Below are 18298 nucleotides of genomic sequence, written 5' to 3' on the forward strand. Positions count from 1 at the left end.
CCACAGCGACACACCGGCCCAGCGGCTGCAACGGCAAGCGGCGGGCAGGTCCAACCCGCCGATCAAGGACGGCGCGGCCCCCAGCCGGCGAACCTGGCGAAACGATCATGCCGTGGCGAGCCGCGGGCACGCGCTCCCCCTGACAAGCAGACCGGCAGGAAAACGACCCGGCCGGCGCTGCGGGCCACCTACCCCCCGCTCGCCGTGGCCGGGGTGGTGCTGTGGCGGGGACTGTGAGCGGGCGAGGTGTGATCGACCCCGGTAAATGGCAGGGTTCCGGCCGTGCTTTCTGGCAGGTCAGTCGCTGAGACGGCGGGCCAGCAGCTGTGCCTGCCGGCCTCGTTCTCTTCCACTGGTGCTCGTACGAGCCGGGCGACCTCGACAAGCCCTGCCTGGCTCACCAGCCTGGCGGGGATGTCGGCGGGCGGGGTGTGGATGAGCGAGTAGCGGCAGAGGGCACCGCCGAGCGTGCGGTCCGGCAGGTCCAGCGCGGTCATCGTGCCCACCTCGAACCGCAGCCCTGGATGAGAGCTTCGGGCCAAGGTGACCATTGGCGCCGACAGATCCACACCGAACACGTCCAGCCCCAACGTGTGCAGGTAGGCCGTCGCATAGCCGGGCCCGCAGCCAAGGTCTGCGACCGGGCCGGCGAGATCGCGCACGATGTCGGCGAACGCAGCCAGCAGCGCACGCTCCAGCGGCTGGCGGTCGAGAACGTCAGCGCCCTGGTCGTCTCGTTGTGGGCGTCGGCATGGTCGCCGACCTCCCATACCGACCGCTCAGGCCAGGTGCAGTCCTCGGTGAGGGCGATCGCGGCCTGGCGGGCGGGGTAGCCGTGGGCGGGGCCGGGTGCCCATCGATTCCCAGCAGGAGGCGCAGTACACGGCCCGGGACTCGGGTCCATGTCACCAGACGCCAACTGGCGCGTTACCGCAGCTCAGGTCCCCTGTCGATGAAGAAGCATCCACCGAAAGGCTGGGTCTACCGGCCCGGAAGGCCCGCGAGGCGGTGGCCCGCATCCGCGAAATAGCTGGTCAGGCGCGCCCGGACCTTGCGAACCGTGACGCGTCGGGACCTACTTGGCGTCTGGTGACACGGACCCGAGTCCCGGAACCTACACGGACGTGATCATTGCCATAATTCTGCGTTCCTAGCCGCTCGGCAAGTGGATTTGCAGGGGAGATACGTTCCCGCACTTCCAGGTACCACGGATCCCCCTGTAACAGGGGCGGGAAGCGCTTTTGACCCGATCTCGCGGGGTCGATGCAAGCCGCTTTTTCCTGGTAGCTACTGGTGACGGGGGCGATCGCCCCCGCCCCAGCGATCGTCGACCGTGGTCTCTTCCCGGAGATGATCGACGATCGCCAGGGCCCGCCGCCTCGGCTAGGCCGTCCGGATGACCGGGAGGTCGAACCAGAGGTACTTGCCGGACTCCACCGACACCGCGCCCCAGCTGCCGGCCAGGGCGTCCAGGACGAGCAGGCCGCGGCCGCCCTCGGCGTCCGGGTCGGCCTCGCGGCGCTGCGGCAGGGTGGTCGACGTGTCCGAGACCGAGGCGTGGACGAGGCCCGGCCGCAGCTCGACCAGCAGCCACACCGGTGGCCGCCCGTACTTGACCGCGTTGGTGACGAGTTCACTGACCAGCAGCTCGGCGGTGCACTGCGTGTCGTCGGGCAGGCCGGTCAGAACCAGGCACTCACGGAGGACCCGCCGCGCCTGCGGGACGGCGGACGGCAGGTAGGGCAGCTCGGCGAGGATGTGCGTGGCCGGTGGGCGACACGAACTCGCCTGCCGCACCACGTTCATCGGAACCGACGTAGGACTCATCGATCACCATGTCTGAACGGGGACATCCCGGACCGCCTACCCATCGGATCGCCTGAGCAATCTCCTACGCGGTGTTGTGTGACGAACGTCCGGCAATGGCGTTGGGGCCATTGGCGGGTGTTGTGTCATCGGTGCTCCAACCAGTTCACCACACCGGCGAACCGCCTTCACTCCGGGGCGTCGCCGGGCGGTGAGCGACCGGTCCGCGACGGGCCGGCGAGCGGCCGGCCCGCGAGCGGCCGGCGAGGGCCGGCCGGGACCGAGGTCAGTCCGCGACCCGGGTGACCAGGATCGCGACGTCGTCGCGCAGGTTGCCACCGGCGAAACGCTCGGCGGCCGTGAGCAGCCGGTCGGCCACCCCCTGCGCGGACAGGCCCGCGCAGCCGGCGACCGCGTCGACCAGCCGCTGGTCGCCGAACAGCTCGCGCCCGCGGCGCGCCTCCACCACCCCGTCGGTGTAGAGCACCAGGGACTCCCCGGCGTGCAGGTGCAGGTCCAGGCCGGGGAAGGACGTCTCGCCGTCGTCGAGCACGCCCAGCAGCGTGCCTGTCCGGCCGACGAGTGAGGCCGTGCCGTCCTTGTGCAGGACGACCGGCTGCGGGTGCCCGGCGAGGTGCAGGCGCAGCCGGGCGCCGTCGGTCTCGGACGGCAGCAGCGACGCGGCGGCCAGTGTGCAGAACCGGCCATGCCCGTTCGGGTGCGAGGTGGCGGTGTCCCGCAGTGCCCGGTTCAGCTCGACCAGCAGCTCCTCGAGGTCCGCGCCCCGCCCGGTGAGCAGGCGGAGCACGGCACGGGCCACACCGGTGACGGTGGCGGCCTCCGCGCCCTTGCCGCAGACGTCGCCGATGGCCACCGTCCAGCCGGTCGGGCCGGAGATCAGGTCGAAGAAGTCCCCGCCGACGTCCAGACCGGCGGACTGCGCGGCGCCGTAGGCGGAGCCGAGATCCATCCCGGGGATGCGGGGCAGCGCCGGCGGGCGCAGGCCGGCCTGCAGGGTGCCGGCGAGCTCCACCTGGCGGCTGTAGAGCCGGGCRTTGTCCACGGCGAACGACGCGCGCCGGGCCAGGTCCGCGAGCAGGTCGATCTCGTCCGCGAGGAAGGTGTGCCCGGCCGAGCGGCCGAGCGCGAGCACGCCGAGCACCCGCCGGCGCGCCTGCAGGACGACGACGAGTGCCGGCCCGCCGAACGCCGTGACGGTCTGCACCTGGTCCCCACGGGCGGCGCGTACGGCGRCCATGAGCGCGCCGTCCGGGTCGACGGCGGCCTCGTTCAGCGCCGCGGTCTCCGACTCCTCGGCATGCCCGACCGCCTGGAGCTTCGGGCCGGCGTCGTCCCGGTTGAGGTACACCGCGCACCACTGCGCGAGGCGGGGGACCGGCAGCCGGGCGAGCAGCGTCAGCGAGTGGGTGAGATCCAGGCTGCCCGCGAGCAGGTCGGACGCCTCGGCGAGGAAGGACAGCATCCCGATGCGGCGCTCCTCCGCGCGCCGCATGTCGCCGCCGCCGAGCGCCAGCGCCATCCACCGCGAGACGAGCTGGATCCGCTCGATGTCGAACGGGTCGCGGTCGAATTCGGCGTGGTGGACGGCGGCGTGGTGGGCGCCGTTGCCAGGCTCGTGGCCCGCGTCGGGCTCGCCAGGCTCGTCGGGCTCGTCGGGCTCGCCGGGCTCGCCGGGCTCGCCGGGCACGCCGGCCGGGCGGTCGTCCGCGGCGCGGTACGGCCACAGCAGGAGCTCGCCGAGGCTGTCCTGCGTCGGGTCCAGGGCGAACACCCGTGCGTCGGCGCTCGGCCCGGTACGCCCGAGCGTGGCCACCGTCTCGGTGCGCACACCGTCCTGCGAGGGGCGCTGTACCCGGCCACCGACGGCCGGGACGGCGTCCAGCAGCTGGGCGAGCAGTTCGGAGACCTCGCCCTCGGCGGTCAGCGCCCGCGCGGTGTCGCGGGCCAGCAGCCGGGGCATCCGGGTCGACATCGCCGTTGGCGCCCGGGCCGTCACCGTGGTGGTACCGGCGCCGGCGGTGGTCATCAGGAGATCGTCGACAGGCGACGCGCCGAGCGGGCCCGGAGGAGGGCCCGAAGGCGTGGGCTGTGGGGGTACCGGATCGTGGGTGATGCTCGGCGCGGAATGGACGTCGTCCAGCGAGGCCGACCGCCGCGGGTCCTCCCGCCGCCGGGATTCCAGCCGGAACCAGACCGTCTTCCCCCCGGCCACGTGCTCCGTTCCCCAGGAGCCGGCGAGCGCGTCTACGAGGGCCAGCCCGCGTCCGTCCTCACGCAGGCCGTCGATGCCGGCCGTGCCGCCGCCGATCGTCTCGAACCCTTCAAGTCCTTCCAGGCTCTCCAGGCTTTCGATGTCCTCGTCGGGGTCGGTGGGCTGCGGCCGGCGCACGGCCGTCTCGCGCCGGCCGACGCCGATGCGCACGGGATGGCGGTCGCCCACGGCCACCCGCACGCTGCCGTGCTCCTCGGCGACGTCGACCGTCGCGACCGTGCCGGCGTGCACGACCACGTTGGTGACCAGCTCGGTGACCAGCAGCAGCGCCGAATCCAGCGTGTCCTCGTCCAGCCTGCCGCGCAGCGTCTCCTGCACGAACCGCCGCGCCGACCGGGGTGAGTCGGCGGTCGGCGGGAGGGCGACCGAACGCGGTGGAGTGCGCCGGTCTCCGGCCTGTGCCGCGGGGTCGGCGTTCATGTGGCTCAGTCTCTCCTGCGTTGTCCTCGGTAAGGCGGATACTGGCGGCTGGTGCGTTCGGTCCGAGCGCTCTTGTCATGAAGTTGTGCAGCGTGAAGTTGCTCAGCTGGGGGCAAAAGTCCACGGCAGAACCACAGTCCGGATCGACCGCACGACACCATCACACCTCCCCTCCACGGATGCATTCCGCACCACTGACCGCCCCACGCCCGTCCGCCGCCGGATCTGGACCACACTGCCGACGGCCCCCCGCGGGCCGGCGCCCCACAAGCCGGACCACCAGCGACCCGACGACCAGCAGCCCGACCACCAGCGACCGAACCCGCACAGGCCAGTCCCGTCCGATCCCCAGGAGCCAGCCGAACGGATGCGAGCCGCATGTACACCGACCCGACAGCCGCCGACCCGACAGCTGCCCGCCCTCCGCCGGCAGCGGCCCGGGCCTGGTCGCGCACCCCACGGGGTGGTCACCGAACCCACCGACGTCGGTGCCGGAGTCGTTTTGAAGCGGTTCGCAGCCCCGATAATTCCACCGTCACAGGCAAGGTAGGAGACTGATGAGCGCCGACGCGAGCCCCGACCGCCAGCAGTTCCCCGCGAGTGCCGGGGATTCCGGTGGCCCGCCCGCGGGCGCCACGGCCACCCTGCCGGTGAACGCCGCGGTGAACAGCACGGGCACGGGCGCCGCCACGGGGCCCGGCGGTGGCACGGACGCCCTGCTCTCCAGCCTGCTCACCGGGCTCGACCGGCTCGTCGACGGCGAGTTCGGCGTCCGGCTGCCGATCGGTGACGGCGTCGGCGGGGACGTCGCCCGCCGGTTCAACGAGCTCGCCGGGATGCAGGAGCGGCACGCCCGCGAGGTTTCCAGGGTGAGCAAGGTAATTCGACGTGACGGTCGTCTCACCCTGCGAATGGACGACCTTGGTGGCAGTGGCGGCTGGGACGAGCTCACGCTCTCGGTGAACTCGCTCATCGACGACCTGGCCCGGCCCACCCACGAGGTCGCCAGGGTCATCGCCGCGGTGGCGGAGGGTGACCTCTCCCAGCAGATGGCGCTGGAGATCGCCGGGCAGCCGGTGCGTGGCGAGTTCCTCCGGATCGGCACAACCGTCAACACGATGGTGGACCAGCTCTCGTCGTTCGCCGACGAGGTGACCCGGGTGGCGAAGGAGGTCGGTACCGAGGGCAACCTCGGTGGCCAGGCCAAGGTCATGGGGGTCTCCGGGGTCTGGCGGGACCTGACCGAGTCAGTGAACTCGATGGCCGGCAACCTGACCAGCCAGGTCCGCAACATCGCCCAGGTGACCACGGCGGTGGCGCAGGGTGACCTGTCGCAGAAGATCACGGTCGACGCGCGCGGTGAGATCCACGAGCTGAAGTCGACCGTCAACACGATGGTGGACCAGCTCTCCGCGTTCGCCGACGAGGTCACCCGAATGGCCAAGGAGGTCGGCACCGAGGGCAAGCTCGGCGGCCAGGCCCAGGTCAAGGGTGTCTCCGGGGTGTGGCGTGATCTCACCGACTCGGTGAACGTCATGGCCGGCAACCTCACCACCCAGGTGCGCAGCATCGCCGAGGTCGCCGCCGCGGTGGCCCGCGGTGACCTGACCCGCCAGATCACCGTCGACGCCCGCGGCGAGGTGGCGGGTCTCGCGCACACCCTGAACACGATGGTCGACCAGCTCTCGTCGTTCGCCGACGAGGTGACCCGGGTGGCCTGGGAGGTCGGTACCGAGGGCAACCTGGGTGGTCAGGCGCACGTTCGGGGGGTCTCCGGGGTGTGGCGGGATCTCACCGAGTCGGTGAACTCGATGGCCGGCAACCTGACCAGCCAGGTCCGCAACATCGCCCTGGTCGCGACGGCGGTGGCCCGCGGTGACCTCTCGCAGAAGATCACCGTCACCGCGCAGGGTGAGATCCTCGAGCTCAAGGAAACCCTGAACACCATGGTCGACCAGCTCTCGTCGTTCGCCGACGAGGTGACCCGGGTGGCCTGGGAGGTCGGTACCGAGGGCAACCTGGGTGGTCAGGCGCACGTTCGGGGGGTCTCCGGGGTGTGGCGGGATCTCACCGAGTCGGTGAACTCGATGGCCGGCAACCTCACCGGCCAGGTCCGCAACATCTCCGCGGTGACCAGGGCGGTGGCCCGCGGTGACCTCTCGCAGAAGATCACCGTCACCGCGCAGGGCGAGATCGCCGAGCTGAAGGACACCGTCAACACGATGGTCGACCAGCTCTCGTCCTTCGCGGCCGAGATCACCCGGGTCGGCCGCGAGGTGGGCGTCGAGGGCAAGCTGGGCGGCCAGGCCACGGTCGCCGGTGTCGCGGGCACCTGGAAAGACCTGACCGACAACGTCAACCAGCTCGCGTCGACGCTGACGATCCAGCTCCGCGCGATCGGCGACGTGTCCACCGCGGTGACCCGCGGTGACCTGACCCGCTCCATCACGGTGGAGGCCGAGGGCGAGGTCGCCGAGCTCAAGGACAACATCAACCAGATGATCGCCCGGCTGCGGGAGACCACCGAGGTCAACGCCCAGCAGGACTGGCTCAAGTCGAACCTGGCCCTCATCGGCAGCAAGATGCAGGGCCAGCGCGACCTCTACACCGTCTGCCAGATGATCATCAGTGAGATGACGCCGGCCGTGAACGCCCAGCAGGGTACGGTCTACCTGCTCGACTTCATCGAGGGCGACAAGCTGCGCTACGTCGCCGGCTACGGCTCGGTGCCGCGGCGCCGCTCGGACGGCACGTTCCTGTTCGGCGAGGGCCTCATCGGCCAGGCGGCGCTGGAGAAGAAGCGCATCCGGGTCGAGGACGTGCCCGCCGGCTACCTCAACATCCGCAGCGGCCTGGGCGAGGCGCCGCCGTGCGACCTGGTCGTCGTTCCGGTCATCTTCGAGAACCAGGTTCTCGGTGTGATCGAACTGGCCTCTTTCACTCCGTTCTCCGACCTGCACCTCACGCTCGTCGACCAGCTCGTCGACACCATCGGCGTCGTCCTGAACACGATCATGGCGAACGCCCGCACCGAGGAGCTGCTCGCCCAGTCGCAGCGGCTGACCCAGGAGCTGCGCTCGCAGTCCGTCGAACTCCAGCGCACGAACAACGAGCTGGAGGAGAAGGCGGCGCTGCTGGAGGAGAAGAACCAGGAGATCGAGCTGGCCCGGATCGGGCTCGAGGAGAAGGCCGAGCAGCTCGCGCTGTCCTCGCAGTACAAGTCGGAGTTCCTGGCGAACATGAGCCACGAGCTGCGCACCCCGCTGAACAGCCTGCTCATCCTCGCCAAGCTGCTGGCCGACAACCCCGACCACAACCTGAGCCAGAAGCAGATCGACTTCGCCGAGACGATCCACTCCGCCGGCTCGGAGCTGCTCGGGCTGATCAACGACATCCTCGACCTCTCCAAGGTCGAGGCCGGCAAGATGAACGTCGACGCCGGCCCGGTGCGCACCGCCGCGCTGTGCGACGCGGTGGCGGGCGTGTTCGGGCCCACCGCCGAGGAGAAGGGCCTCACCTTCGAGATCAGCGTCACCGAGGACGTGCCGGACGAGTTCGTCACCGACGAGCAGCGCATCCAGCAGGTGCTCAAGAACCTGCTGTCGAACGCGGTCAAGTTCACCGACGCCGGCACCGTCCGGCTGGACGTCGCCGTCGCCTCGCCCGACACCCCGTTCGTCGCGCCCAGCCTGCGCTCGGCGCCGATGGTGCTGTCCTTCGCCGTCACCGACACCGGCATCGGGGTCGCGGCCGAGAAACTCAGGATGATCTTCGAGGCCTTCCAGCAGGCGGACGGCACGACCTCGCGCCGCTACGGCGGTACCGGCCTGGGGCTGTCGATCAGCAAGGAGATCGCCCGCCTGCTGGGCGGGTCGATCGCCGTCTCCAGTCAGATCGGGCAGGGCAGCACGTTCACCCTGTTCGTCCCGTCGGTGATGCCTCCGGAGGCACCCGCGGGCCCCCACCCCGGCGAGCCCGACGGCGTCCTCATGATCGTGGACGGTGCCGTCCAGCCGCGGTCACGGGCCGACGGCGGGGACGACGGTCGTGGGCCGGTGCTGGCCGGCGTCGAGCGGGCCGCGCTCGTCCCGGCGGAGCGCAGGCCGGCGGCGCCGGAGTCGCCCGGTGACGCGGCGCACCGGGAGGGCGCCGGCCCGGCTCCTGCCGGCACGTCCAACGGGGCGGGCACMGGCAGGCAACGTGACGGCGAACGGGTCTACGGAGCGCCCGGCCGGCCCGTCGAGCCCAAGGTGGCCCGCCGATTGTCGCGCACCTCGTGGTCGGGCCGCGGCGGCACCGACGCAGCCGGCGACCGGACGCCCGCCGAGGGCACCCCGTTCCTCACCGACCCACAGGCGCCCGCGCGGCCGCCGACGACGAACCTGGACGGCGGCGACCCGCTCGTGGGCGCCAGCATCCTGGTGGTCGACGACGACGTCCGCAACGTGTTCGCCCTGACCAGCGCGCTGGAGATGCACGGCATGCGGGTGCTCTACGCCGACAACGGCCACGACGCCATCCGAATGCTGCAGCAGGACAACGCGCCGGTGCACCTGGTGCTGATGGACGTCATGCTCCCGGGCATGGACGGCAACGAGACCACGTCGGAGATCCGTGCGATGCCGGCCTTCGCGGCGCTGCCGATCCTCGTGCTGACCGCGAAGGCGATGCCCGGTGACCGGGAGAAGAGCATTTCCGCCGGTGCGAGCGACTACATCACCAAGCCGGTAGACCTTGATCACCTCCTCGGAGTGATGCGGTCGTATCTGTGATGATCAGATCGCGTATGGTGCGCATTCGGGTAGGTGTTGACAGGCCGGTGCTGGACCGGACATGCCGATCGGCGATGGTTGAGCAGTGGTGCCATCACCACGAACACCCAGGCCGACCGGCGAAGGAGGAGGCAGGCGGGTGACCGAGCGGACCGGCGGTCCTGTCGACACCGAGGGCGCGTCGAACACTGAGCGGCCCCGGAGCAAGATCCTCCTGGTGGACGACCGACCCGACAACCTGATGGCGCTGGAGGCGATCCTCGCCTCCCTGGACCAGGATCTGGTGACCGCGTCCTCGGGCGAGGAGGCGCTCAAGCGCCTGCTCATCGACGACTTCGCGGTCATCCTCCTCGACGTCCAGATGCCTGGAATGGACGGCTTCGAGACCGCGCACCGGATCAAGCAGCGCGGGCGGACGCGGGACACTCCGATCATCTTCCTGACGGCGATCGACCGCGAGCCGCACCACGCCTTCCGGGGTTACGCGGTCGGCGCGGTGGACTACATCGCCAAGCCGTTCGACCCCTGGCTGCTGCGGGCCAAGGTGAGCGTCTTCGTCGAGCTGTTCGAGAAGAACGAGCGGCTGGCCGAACTCGCCCACCAGCGGGTGCGCGACTTCGACCTCATCACCGAGGTCGCCGAGCGCCTGATCGCGCTCGACGTGCTCCTCGACGGCGCCGCGACGTCGAACGAGGAGACGCTCGCCGCCGCGAGCGCCGAAGTGCGCGGCCTGGTCTCGCGGCTGCGGCCCTTCGCGCGCTCGACGGGCGGCCAGGTCGAGTAGCCGCTGCCGGCGCCGGCCTGCGCCGGCAGCGGCGGGGCCGGTAGTTGCCCGCCGACTGGCGGGTTGCCGTTTCGTCCCCCTGCCGTGTGCGCCGACGGTAAGGTCCTTCGTACCGGGAGTGGTCGCGAGGGGGCGGGTCGATGGCGGGCGGCGACCCGCACGCGATCGCCGCCGAGGATCTGCCCCGGCTGCGGCTGCCCTACGCCGACGGTCTGATCACCATCGACCGGGTCCGCCGCTTACCCGACTCCCCGGTCTGCCGGGTGCGGCCCGGAGACCCGGCGGAGGGCTCGGTCGTCACGCTGGTCGACTTCGTCATGGCCGACCCCGCCCAGGCCGCCCGCACGGCCACCGCCCTGGTGCGGGCGGCCGACCTGACGGCCGTCGCCGTGCACGCGCGCTACGCGCCGACGGCCGCCGCGGCGCTCGCGGTCTGCTTCGCGGGCCGGGTCCGCGATGCCCGGGCCGGCCGCGGCCTGTCGGTGCGGATCGTCGTCGCGGACCATCGCCCGGAGCTTTCCGGCCCGCCGCCCGGCAGTGCGGGTGTCGTCGCCGTCGGTGGGGCCCGTGGCCCGGCCGGTGCCGGTGCCGCCGGTGACGCCGATGACGCCGGTACGGGGCTGATTCGGGTGCCGCACATCGTGGCCATTCATGACTGGCCGAATGGTCCGAGTGGTCCGCAGGGTGGTCCGAAGGGGCCTGTGGGGGTGACGGACCGGGTGGTGTGGGAAATCATGAGCGCGGACCAGCATCGGGCGTGGCTGGGTGGGGTTCCCGGCCCGGATCGGGATGGTCTGGAGCGTCACCTGGGCGGGCTCGTCGCGCTCGCCGGGCTGGTAAGGGCGCCAGGTGCGCAGGTCCCGCACCGCGAGGAGGTTCTCCGTGCGCTCGCTGGTGGCCCGTTGACGACCGAGGCGGTGCACCGCCACCCGGGCCCGTTACTCGCCGCCGCGGCCGTCCTCGGGAACCGCGAAGCGTAACCAGGCCGCGTAGGCGCCCGACCGCGCCGATAACATGCGGTTGCGCCCGACGCGCCTGCGACATCCCGTTACGGGGTTTCACAAATATTTCGGAGGTGTCGAATCTGTGGTCATTGCCCGGCGACACCTCGAACGTTCGCGCGGCAATCAACCGGTTTCGATCGGTCCGTATGCTGTAGAACGTCAGCTCCTCGAGGCCGGAACCGGGCCGGTCTATCTCGGGCGGGATCCCGAGGGCGGCCAGGTGGCCATCAAGGTGATCAGCGCGGCGTTCGCTCGCGACCATGATTTCCGCCGCAGGCTGCGCGCCGATCTCGAGACCGTCCGCGCACTGGCACCTCCGTGCCTGGCGGACATCATCGACGCCGACACATCCGCCCATCCGCCGTATGTCGTCACCGAGTTCGTGGACGCTCCGACCCTGGCAGCGACGGTCGCGCAGGGCGGTCCGCTGGCGGTGCCCGACGTTCGCCGGCTCGCCGTGGCGCTCGGTTCGGCGCTGACGGGGCTCCATGGTGCCGGTCTCGTCTTCGGTGACCTTAAACCGGCGAATGTGGTGCTTTTCGAGGGTGGAATCCGTCTCGTCGACTTCGGGTTGTCGCGAGTTCTGAACACCGTTGCCCTACCGGGTCGCGGCGGATCAGGGCCCGGGATGGGTACCCCCGCATTTATTACCCCGGAGCATGTCCTGGGGCAGCCGCTCACGATGGCGTCAGACGTCTTCACGTGGGGTGGAGCAGTCCTCTTCGCCGCGACCGGACGACTGCCGTTCGGTAACGGATCACCGCAGGTTCTGTTGCAACGTGCGGTCTATGCGGAACCTGACCTCACCGGTTTGGACCCGGTACTACGCGACGTAGTCAGCGCCACGATGCGTAAGGATCCCTCCCGCCGACCCGGCGCCGCGGAGCTGCTCGAGGTGCTCGGACGACTCGTCGGGGGCCTCCCGGCACCCACGGGCCTGGATCCGCTCGAGATCGCCGTCGCGGCGGCCGTAAGCGCCGCCGCCCCGCCCACCGAGACGCCCGCCGCCCCGCCTGACGAGATGTCTGCGGTCGAGGCACCTGCCGACACCGCTGGCGTCGTCCCGGCGGCCGCTGTGGCAGTCGCCGAGGCCGCCGAGCCCGCCCCGGTGCCGGCGAGCGCGCCGGACGCGGTTGTCGCTCCGGATCCGACGCCCGACTCCGATGCCGAGCCCGCGCCCGCGTCTGCGGCCCCGGCGGAGTCTGAGACGGAGGTCGAACCCGAGGCCACGGCCGAGTCCGAGCCCACGGCGGAGTCTGAGCCCACGGCGGAGTCTGAGACGAAGCTTGAACTCGGGCCCGAGGCCTCGCTCGAACCTGAGCCCACGGCGAAGTCCGAAGCGAGGCCCGAGCCTGAGAGCGGTCCCGGGGCTGGCACCGGGGCGGCGGCCAGCGCTGCCGCCGAGCCCGGGATCGGAAGGCCGCCGGCTCAGTCTTCGGAGGTGGCCCAGTCTTCGGAGCCGGCTCAGTCTTCGGAGGCGGCCCAGCCATCGGAGCTGTCGGAGTCCACTGCGCCGGCTGCGCCGGCTGCGCCGGCTGCGCCGGCTGCGCCGGCCGACGGACGTCGACGGCCTGACGGGCACTGGTTGTTTCGGCTGTTCATGGCGGGGATCGCCAGTCTCGCCGTCCTGACCATGGCGGTCGAGATCACGGGGGCTGTTCGGGCCCAGGCCGCGGTGCAGGCGTCCAAGGCCGCCGCCGGTCAGGCGCACGCCCTGCTGGAGCGTCAGCCGGACCTCGCCGGCCAGCTCGCCGCGGCGGCCTACGAGATCGCTCCGACCGCGGCGGCCGGCGAGGCGCTCATCGCCGCGGCCGTCCGTCGGAGCGGCCACCTGCCCGGCGACGTCCGCGACCTCGCCGTGGCCCCGGATGGCAGCAGCATCGTCACCGCGGGCGACACCGGTGCCGGCCTCTGGAACCTCACCGACCCGTCCGCCAACCGTCGCATCACCGCGTTCCCCGTCGACGGGCCCGCGGTCAGCGCTGTGGGCTACGTGTCGCCCCCCGGGCGGACGGCCGCCGCCGGCCAGATCATCGTCACCGCGGCCGGCCCGGCAGGCGCGGGCGAGAGCAAGGTCCAGCTGTGGCGGGTGACGCCGGACGGCGCGGTCGAGCGGCTCGGCGTGCTCGCCGGGCACACCGGCACCGTCGGCGAGATCGCGGTGAGCCGGGCCGGCGACGCGATCGCCACCGGCTCCTCGGACGGCATGCTCCGGCTGTGGGACGTGGCCGACCCACGCGCCCCCGCCGAGCTCGCCGTCCTGCGGACACCCGGGCCGATCACCGCGTTGGCGTTCTCCCCGGGCGGGGATCAGATCCTGGTCGGCGGGGCCGCCCGCCTCTCGCTGTGGTCGCTGCATGATCCGCGTCAGCCGCGCCGGCAGGGCCTGCTGCACGGCGAGGGCGTGGTCGCCGGCGCGTCCTACTCCCCGGACGGCCGGACGCTCGCGGTAGCCACCACCGGCCTGCCGGACGCCGCGACGGAGCCCGGGGCGACCACCGGCGTTCCGATGGCGGTCGCCTCGTCCCTGGCGCCGCCGGAGAAGTCGCGGTCCGTGGTGGAGATCTACCGGCCGGGGGACCCGCGGGGGCTGCACCGGCTCACCTCCTTCGCCCCCGCGAGCGGCGCGGGAATGGTGGCCTTCTCACCGGACGGGCGGGCACTCGCGGTGGCCGCCGCGGCGGGCGGCGGCGACGTCGGCGTCTGGGACATGTCGAACCCGGCCCGGCCGCGCCCCCGGCTCATCCTGCCCACGCCCGCGGCACCCTCCGACTCCGCCGGACCCTCCGACCTCGCGGCGCTCGCGATCGCCGGGTCGGCGCCCGCCTCACCCGAACCGGCGGCGCTCGAATCGGCCACGTCCCAACCGGTCAGCCTCGCGCCGACCGCGCTCGCCTTCGCCGACGGCCCCGTCCGGACACTCGCCGTCGCCGACGGGAACGGCGCGCGCGTGTGGGATCTCGACCCGCGGACCGCGCGGGACCAGGTCTGCGGCCGGGCCCAGGCCGAGATCACGAGGCGGGACTGGCGCAGGTACATCCCCGACCGCCACTACTCGCCGCCCTGCCTCCGGAACTGACCACCGACCGGGACACCGCCCCGACCCTCCGGCCCTGCCTGGGCCGGCCCAGCGCTGCGCCCGCCCCCGCCCCCGACCCCGCCCCCGCCCGAACCTCCCTGGTCGGTCCCGCCCGCCTTCCGTGAGCGGCGCTGCCCGGTGTGTCCGTGTGACTTCGTCCGGTTGCGGTCGACAGATACCTCTGTTGCAGAGGAATATAAGGGCGTGGAGATCGCGAGCCGGCCAGGACGGATGTCCGGTGCGGCCGGTGCCCTGCTGCGGGAGCCCGCCCGGCCGGCCAGGATCCGTGAGTCGTCGCTGGCGACCGTGCTTGCGGTCGGCACCGTCTGCATCGGCAGCTTCCTGGGCCAGCTCGACGCCAGCATCGTCACGATCGCGCTCGCCGACCTGCGTGCCGACTTCGGCGTGTCGCTCGGCCTGGCGACCTGGGTCAGCCTTTCCTACCTGGTGACGCTGGTCGCGACCATCGCCGCGCTCGGCCGGCTTGCCGACATGTACGGCCGCAAGCTGCTGACCCTGTACGGATTCGCCCTGTTCACGGTGGCCTCGGCCGGCGCCGCCCTGGCCCCCGGCATCGGGGTGCTCATCGTCTGCCGGGTCGCGCAGGCCCTCGGCGCGGCCATGCTGCAGGCGAACAGCGTCGCCCTGATCGCGACGACCGTCGAGCCGAGGCGTCTCACCGCGGCGCTCGGCGCCCAGGGCGCCGCCCAGGCGTTCGGGCTCTCGCTCGGGCCGTTGGCCGGCGGTCTGCTGCTCGAGCTCGGCGGGTGGCGGTGGGTCTTCTGGGCCCACATACCTGCGGGCGTGCTCGGGTTCGTGCTCGGCGTCCTGTTGCTGCCCCGCACGAGGGCGCACGCGCCGCGGACGCCGTTCGACTGGCGGGGCCTGGCCCTCCTGATGCCCACGGTGTCGGCCGTGCTGCTCGCGCTGTCGGTCGGCGAGTCCGCCCGCTCGGTCGGCCCGCTCGCCGCCGTCGGCGGGCTGGTGCTGGTCGCGGCGCTCGGCGGGGTGCTGTTCGTCCGCCGCGAGTCGTCCGCCGCGAGCCCGATGGTCGACCTGCCGCTCGTGCTGCACCCGGCGGTCGGGCCGCGGCTGGCCGCGGGGATGCTCTCCTTCCTCGTCCTGTTCGGCCTGCTGCTCACGATTCCGCAGAACTCCGACGACGGCGCCGTGGCGGTGGGCCTGCTGCTGGCGACCCTGCCGATCGCGATCGGGGTCGCGGCGCCGGTCGCGGGCACGCTCGTCACTCGGCTCGGCGTCCGCGCGGTGACGTCCGGCGCGATGGTGTGCGTGGCCGGCGGCCTCGGCCTGCTGGCGGCGGGGGGGAGCGGCCCGGCTGTCGGCGTGCCCTCGCTGGCGCTGATCGGCTGCGGGCTCGGCCTGTTCACCCCGTCCAACAACGGCGCCGTCATGGCTGCCGTGCCGGCACAGCAGAGCGGGATGGCCAGCGGCGTGGTGAACATGACCCGAGGGCTCGGCACAGCCCTGGGTGTCTCGGTGTCGGCTCTCGCCTACGCGGCGGGTGGCTTCGTCGCGACGATGCTGCTGCTCGCCGCGATCGCGCTCGGCGGGGCACTGCTCGCCGCCACAGCCGCCGCGCCCACGGTGCCGGGCAGCGGGCTGCCGCGTCAGCGCGAGAACGACCGCGCGGCGCCGTAACCGGGCCCGATCTCCGGCTGGCCGGCGCGGGACGTCCACCGCCACTGCACCGAGATGCGCCCGCCCACGTACCCGGGGACCCGGGGCACCGCGTGCAGCCAGTCGGCCTGCGCGCGCCCGCCGAGCACGAGCAGGTCGCCGCCGGCCGGGGCGAGGTCGCGGCCACCGGGAGCCATCGGGTCGTTGAGGATGCGGCGGCCGGGCGGCAGGTGCCGGGACTTCACGAGGAACGGCCGGCGCGCGCCGAGGGTGAGGATCGCGATTACCGTGTCGTCCAGCCAGCGCATCTCGCGGTCGCGGTGGAAGGCGACGGCGTCGTTCCCGTCGCGGTACCAGGACATCCCGTAGCCGTCGAAGTCGACCCCGTAACGGCGCCGCAGCGCACGGTAGGCGTCCAGCAGGGCGGGGAAGGGCACCGGGTGCCCGCTGCGGATGAAGGCGCTCAGCCGCGGCTCGGTCACGTGGCGCTCGTAGCGCCACATGGTTCCCTGCCGCCAGGAGGTGCCGTCCCGGACGGCGTCGTAGAGCTCGTCCGCCCCGGACATCCAGCCGCGGGCGACGTCCACCCAGGAGTGGTCGTCGAGGCGCACCCGCTCGAACACCGCGGACGGGTCGACGCCGGGGATGACCCGCCGGCCGTCGTCACCGGTCATCGCCCGACGCTACCTCCGTCCGCACAGGGCCCGGAGGCGGCGGGGTCGAACCGTGCGGGATGACCGGACGCCGGGCTTCCGCGGGCGTAACCTCCCGGTTGTCATGACGGTAGATCAGCATGCCAACGCCGTGGGCCTCACCGAGGTCGTCACCCGGCTGCGGCGGGTGCTGCGCAGCAGCATCCGCGCGGACATCCCGTGGGAGTCGCTGCCCATGGCACAGGTGGAGCTGCTCCAGTGTGTCGCCGAGCGGGACGGCACCCGGGTCGGTGAGCTCGCCGGGCTGCTGCGGCTCGCGCCGAACTCGGTCTCGACGCTGGTCGCCCAGCTCACCGATGCCGGCCTCGTGCGGCGCGAGCGGGATCCGGCGGACCGCCGGGCCGTGGCCCTGCGGCTCACCGAGGCGGGCGAGCAGGCGCTCACCGGATGGCTGCAGGCGCACGAGCGGCGCATCGGCACCGCCATGGAGCTCCTCGCCGACCACGACCGCGACGCGATCATCGCCGCGTTGCCGGCCCTCGGCCGCCTGGTCGAGGCGCTCGGCGACCGCCCCCGCCCGCCCAACGAGTGAGATCACCCGGGACGGCCYGGTCAGTGGGATCGGTCGATGTTCCCGGCCTCAGGACCGGACGAGGCGGGCGATGGCCGCGGTCGCCTCGCGGACCTTCTCGTCCGCCGCGGGCCCGCCCTCGGCGACGGCCTGGGCCACGCAGTGCGCGAGATGATCGGACAGCAGGCCGAGCGCCACGGACTGCAGGGCCCGGGTGGCCGCGGACACCTGGGTGAGGATGTCGATGCAGTACTTGTCCTCGGCGACCATGCGTTGCAGGCCGCGGACCTGGCCCTCGATCCGCCGCAGCCGGGCGGTGTACTCGTCCTTGCTGTTTGCGTAACCGTGTTGCGACTTTCCGTGATCAGAGTGGGGTGGGGTTGGTTGGCTCCCGTCCGGCTGGCTCTCTTCCGGCCGGCCCGCCTCCGGTTGGCTCGCCTCCGGTCGGCCCAGCTCCGGTTGGCTCTGAGCCGCCCGGTCCTGAGTCGTCTGGCTGACTTCGGCCTTCACTCGCACCGCCCGCCCCACGCCGTCACCCCGGAGATACCCCCCAACGGTACGTGCGAACAGGGGTGACCGTCGAGGTCAGCCCAGGGGGCCCAGCAGTTCGACCCGGACGCCCCGGTCGTCCAGCGCCTGGCGGACCCGCGGCCCCGCGTTGCGCAGGCGCAGCCGGGAGCCGCAGCGGGTGGCATGCCGGCTCATGGCTCCGAGCAGCACCGCTCCCAGTGGATCGGCGTCCCGCACGCCGGCGAGATCGACGATGATCTCCCGCTGCCCGAGGGTGGCCGCCCGCGCGACGGCGGACCGCGCCGCGCTCGCGGCGCTCGCCACGAGCAGCCCGGACAGGTGGATGAGGGCACCCTCCTCCCAGAGCTCGACACGGGCCGAGAGGGGACACGCCGAGGGGCGGGGCTCGACGGCGGAGAACGCGGCAGCGGCCACCACCCTGCCCCCGGAGGCGCGCAGCGGTACCGCCCCCGGTGGGGCCCCCGTCGGTGGGGCCGCCGTGACCGGCACGAGTGCCGTCGAAGGCCCTGCCGCACGGCCGGCATGGGTGGTGAGAGTGCCGGCTTCTTTGCCGATGGTGAGCGTCACGTCGTCTCCGAAGGGAGCGAGGTCGCGGTAGACGCGCGAGAGTTACCCCAGGTTCCTGCCCGGTAAGTATCGCGCCCTCTCGTGACGGAAACCAATGCCGAAAGTCACCTTGTGTTGTGCCGGCAGCACGTGTATAGCGTGTCACATTTACGAGCGTTGGCCTGGTCGGAGCTGGTAGAA

At 72.4% G+C, this 18298-nt stretch carries 12 protein-coding genes; 6 read left to right on the forward strand and 6 right to left on the reverse strand.

Translation table 11 applies throughout. The features are described from left to right. Positions 1 to 188 precede the first annotated feature (188 nt). From BBK14_RS34640 to BBK14_RS05145, 3 genes are all read right to left on the reverse strand, one after another. Positions 189 to 770, reverse strand: a complete 582-nt coding sequence (locus tag BBK14_RS34640; protein WP_241831147.1) for a class I SAM-dependent methyltransferase — start codon at positions 768 to 770, stop codon at positions 189 to 191. Between the two features lie 613 nt (positions 771 to 1383). Further along, positions 1384 to 1827, reverse strand: coding sequence for an ATP-binding protein (locus BBK14_RS05140; protein WP_071060046.1), 444 nt, complete (start codon positions 1825 to 1827; stop codon positions 1384 to 1386). Positions 1828 to 2092: 265 nt separating this feature from the next. Beyond that, entirely contained in the window at positions 2093 to 4519 is a 2427-nt protein-coding gene (locus tag BBK14_RS05145) for a SpoIIE family protein phosphatase (RefSeq protein WP_071060047.1), read from the reverse strand. A 557-nt stretch (positions 4520 to 5076) separates the two neighbouring features. Here BBK14_RS05145 and BBK14_RS05150 point away from each other — a divergent pair. The 5 genes from BBK14_RS05150 to BBK14_RS05170 all read left to right on the forward strand — a co-directional run bounded on the left by BBK14_RS05150 (position 5077) and on the right by BBK14_RS05170 (position 15817). Further along, a complete protein-coding gene (locus BBK14_RS05150) occupies positions 5077 to 9291 on the forward strand; it encodes a HAMP domain-containing protein (RefSeq protein ID WP_071060048.1) in 4215 nt (1404 codons plus the stop codon). 139 nt (positions 9292 to 9430) lie between these two features. Beyond that, entirely contained in the window at positions 9431 to 10075 is a 645-nt protein-coding gene (locus tag BBK14_RS05155; RefSeq protein ID WP_071060049.1) for a response regulator, read from the forward strand. Between the two features lie 140 nt (positions 10076 to 10215). Beyond that, on the forward strand, positions 10216 to 11055 hold the full coding sequence (locus BBK14_RS05160) for a hypothetical protein (RefSeq protein WP_071060050.1): 840 nt from the start codon (positions 10216 to 10218) through the stop codon (positions 11053 to 11055). A 106-nt stretch (positions 11056 to 11161) separates the two neighbouring features. After that, positions 11162 to 14158 carry a protein kinase domain-containing protein gene (locus BBK14_RS05165; protein ID WP_083390725.1) on the forward strand — a complete coding sequence of 999 codons (2997 nt, stop codon included), beginning with the start codon at positions 11162 to 11164 and terminating at the stop codon, positions 14156 to 14158. Positions 14159 to 14362: 204 nt separating this feature from the next. Then, on the forward strand, positions 14363 to 15817 hold the full coding sequence (locus BBK14_RS05170; RefSeq protein ID WP_071060052.1) for an MFS transporter: 1455 nt from the start codon (positions 14363 to 14365) through the stop codon (positions 15815 to 15817). Here the strand turns inward: BBK14_RS05170 and BBK14_RS05175 are convergent. Next, on the reverse strand, positions 15787 to 16470 hold the full coding sequence (locus BBK14_RS05175) for an alpha-ketoglutarate-dependent dioxygenase AlkB (RefSeq protein ID WP_071060053.1): 684 nt from the start codon (positions 16468 to 16470) through the stop codon (positions 15787 to 15789). The two genes, BBK14_RS05170 and BBK14_RS05175, sit on opposite strands and share 31 nt — an antisense overlap. Positions 16471 to 16573: 103 nt before the next feature. Between BBK14_RS05175 and BBK14_RS05180 the strand changes: the two genes are divergently transcribed. After that, positions 16574 to 17041, forward strand: coding sequence for a MarR family winged helix-turn-helix transcriptional regulator (locus BBK14_RS05180; RefSeq protein WP_071060054.1), 468 nt, complete (start codon positions 16574 to 16576; stop codon positions 17039 to 17041). A gap of 48 nt (positions 17042 to 17089) precedes the next feature. Here BBK14_RS05180 and BBK14_RS42005 read toward each other — a convergent pair whose 3' ends face one another. Both BBK14_RS42005 and BBK14_RS05190 read right to left on the reverse strand, forming a co-directional pair. Continuing rightward, positions 17090 to 17530, reverse strand: a complete 441-nt coding sequence (locus tag BBK14_RS42005; RefSeq protein WP_275078445.1) for a metal-sensitive transcriptional regulator — start codon at positions 17528 to 17530, stop codon at positions 17090 to 17092. Positions 17531 to 17605: 75 nt separating this feature from the next. Beyond that, the gene (locus tag BBK14_RS05190) at positions 17606 to 18118 is read right to left on the reverse strand and encodes an STAS domain-containing protein (RefSeq protein ID WP_071060055.1); all 513 of its coding nucleotides are present in this window, start codon (positions 18116 to 18118) and stop codon (positions 17606 to 17608) included. Positions 18119 to 18298: the final 180 nt, after the last annotated feature.

The sequence above is a fragment of the Parafrankia soli genome (assembly GCF_001854695.1).
GTDB lineage: Bacteria > Actinomycetota > Actinomycetes > Frankiales > Frankiaceae > Parafrankia > Parafrankia soli.

What these genes read in the sequence shown, in the direction of transcription:
- BBK14_RS34640 (WP_241831147.1), bottom strand. Translation starts at nt 770, where the DNA reads ATGGGAGGTCGGCGACCATGCCGACGCCCACAACGAGACGACCAGGGC.
- BBK14_RS05140 (WP_071060046.1), bottom strand. Translation starts at nt 1,827, where the DNA reads ATGAGTCCTACGTCGGTTCCGATGAACGTGGTGCGGCAGGCGAGTTCG.
- BBK14_RS05160 (WP_071060050.1), top strand. Translation starts at nt 10,216, where the DNA reads ATGGCGGGCGGCGACCCGCACGCGATCGCCGCCGAGGATCTGCCCCGG.
- BBK14_RS05175 (WP_071060053.1), bottom strand. Translation starts at nt 16,470, where the DNA reads ATGACCGGTGACGACGGCCGGCGGGTCATCCCCGGCGTCGACCCGTCC.
- BBK14_RS05180 (WP_071060054.1), top strand. Translation starts at nt 16,574, where the DNA reads ATGACGGTAGATCAGCATGCCAACGCCGTGGGCCTCACCGAGGTCGTC.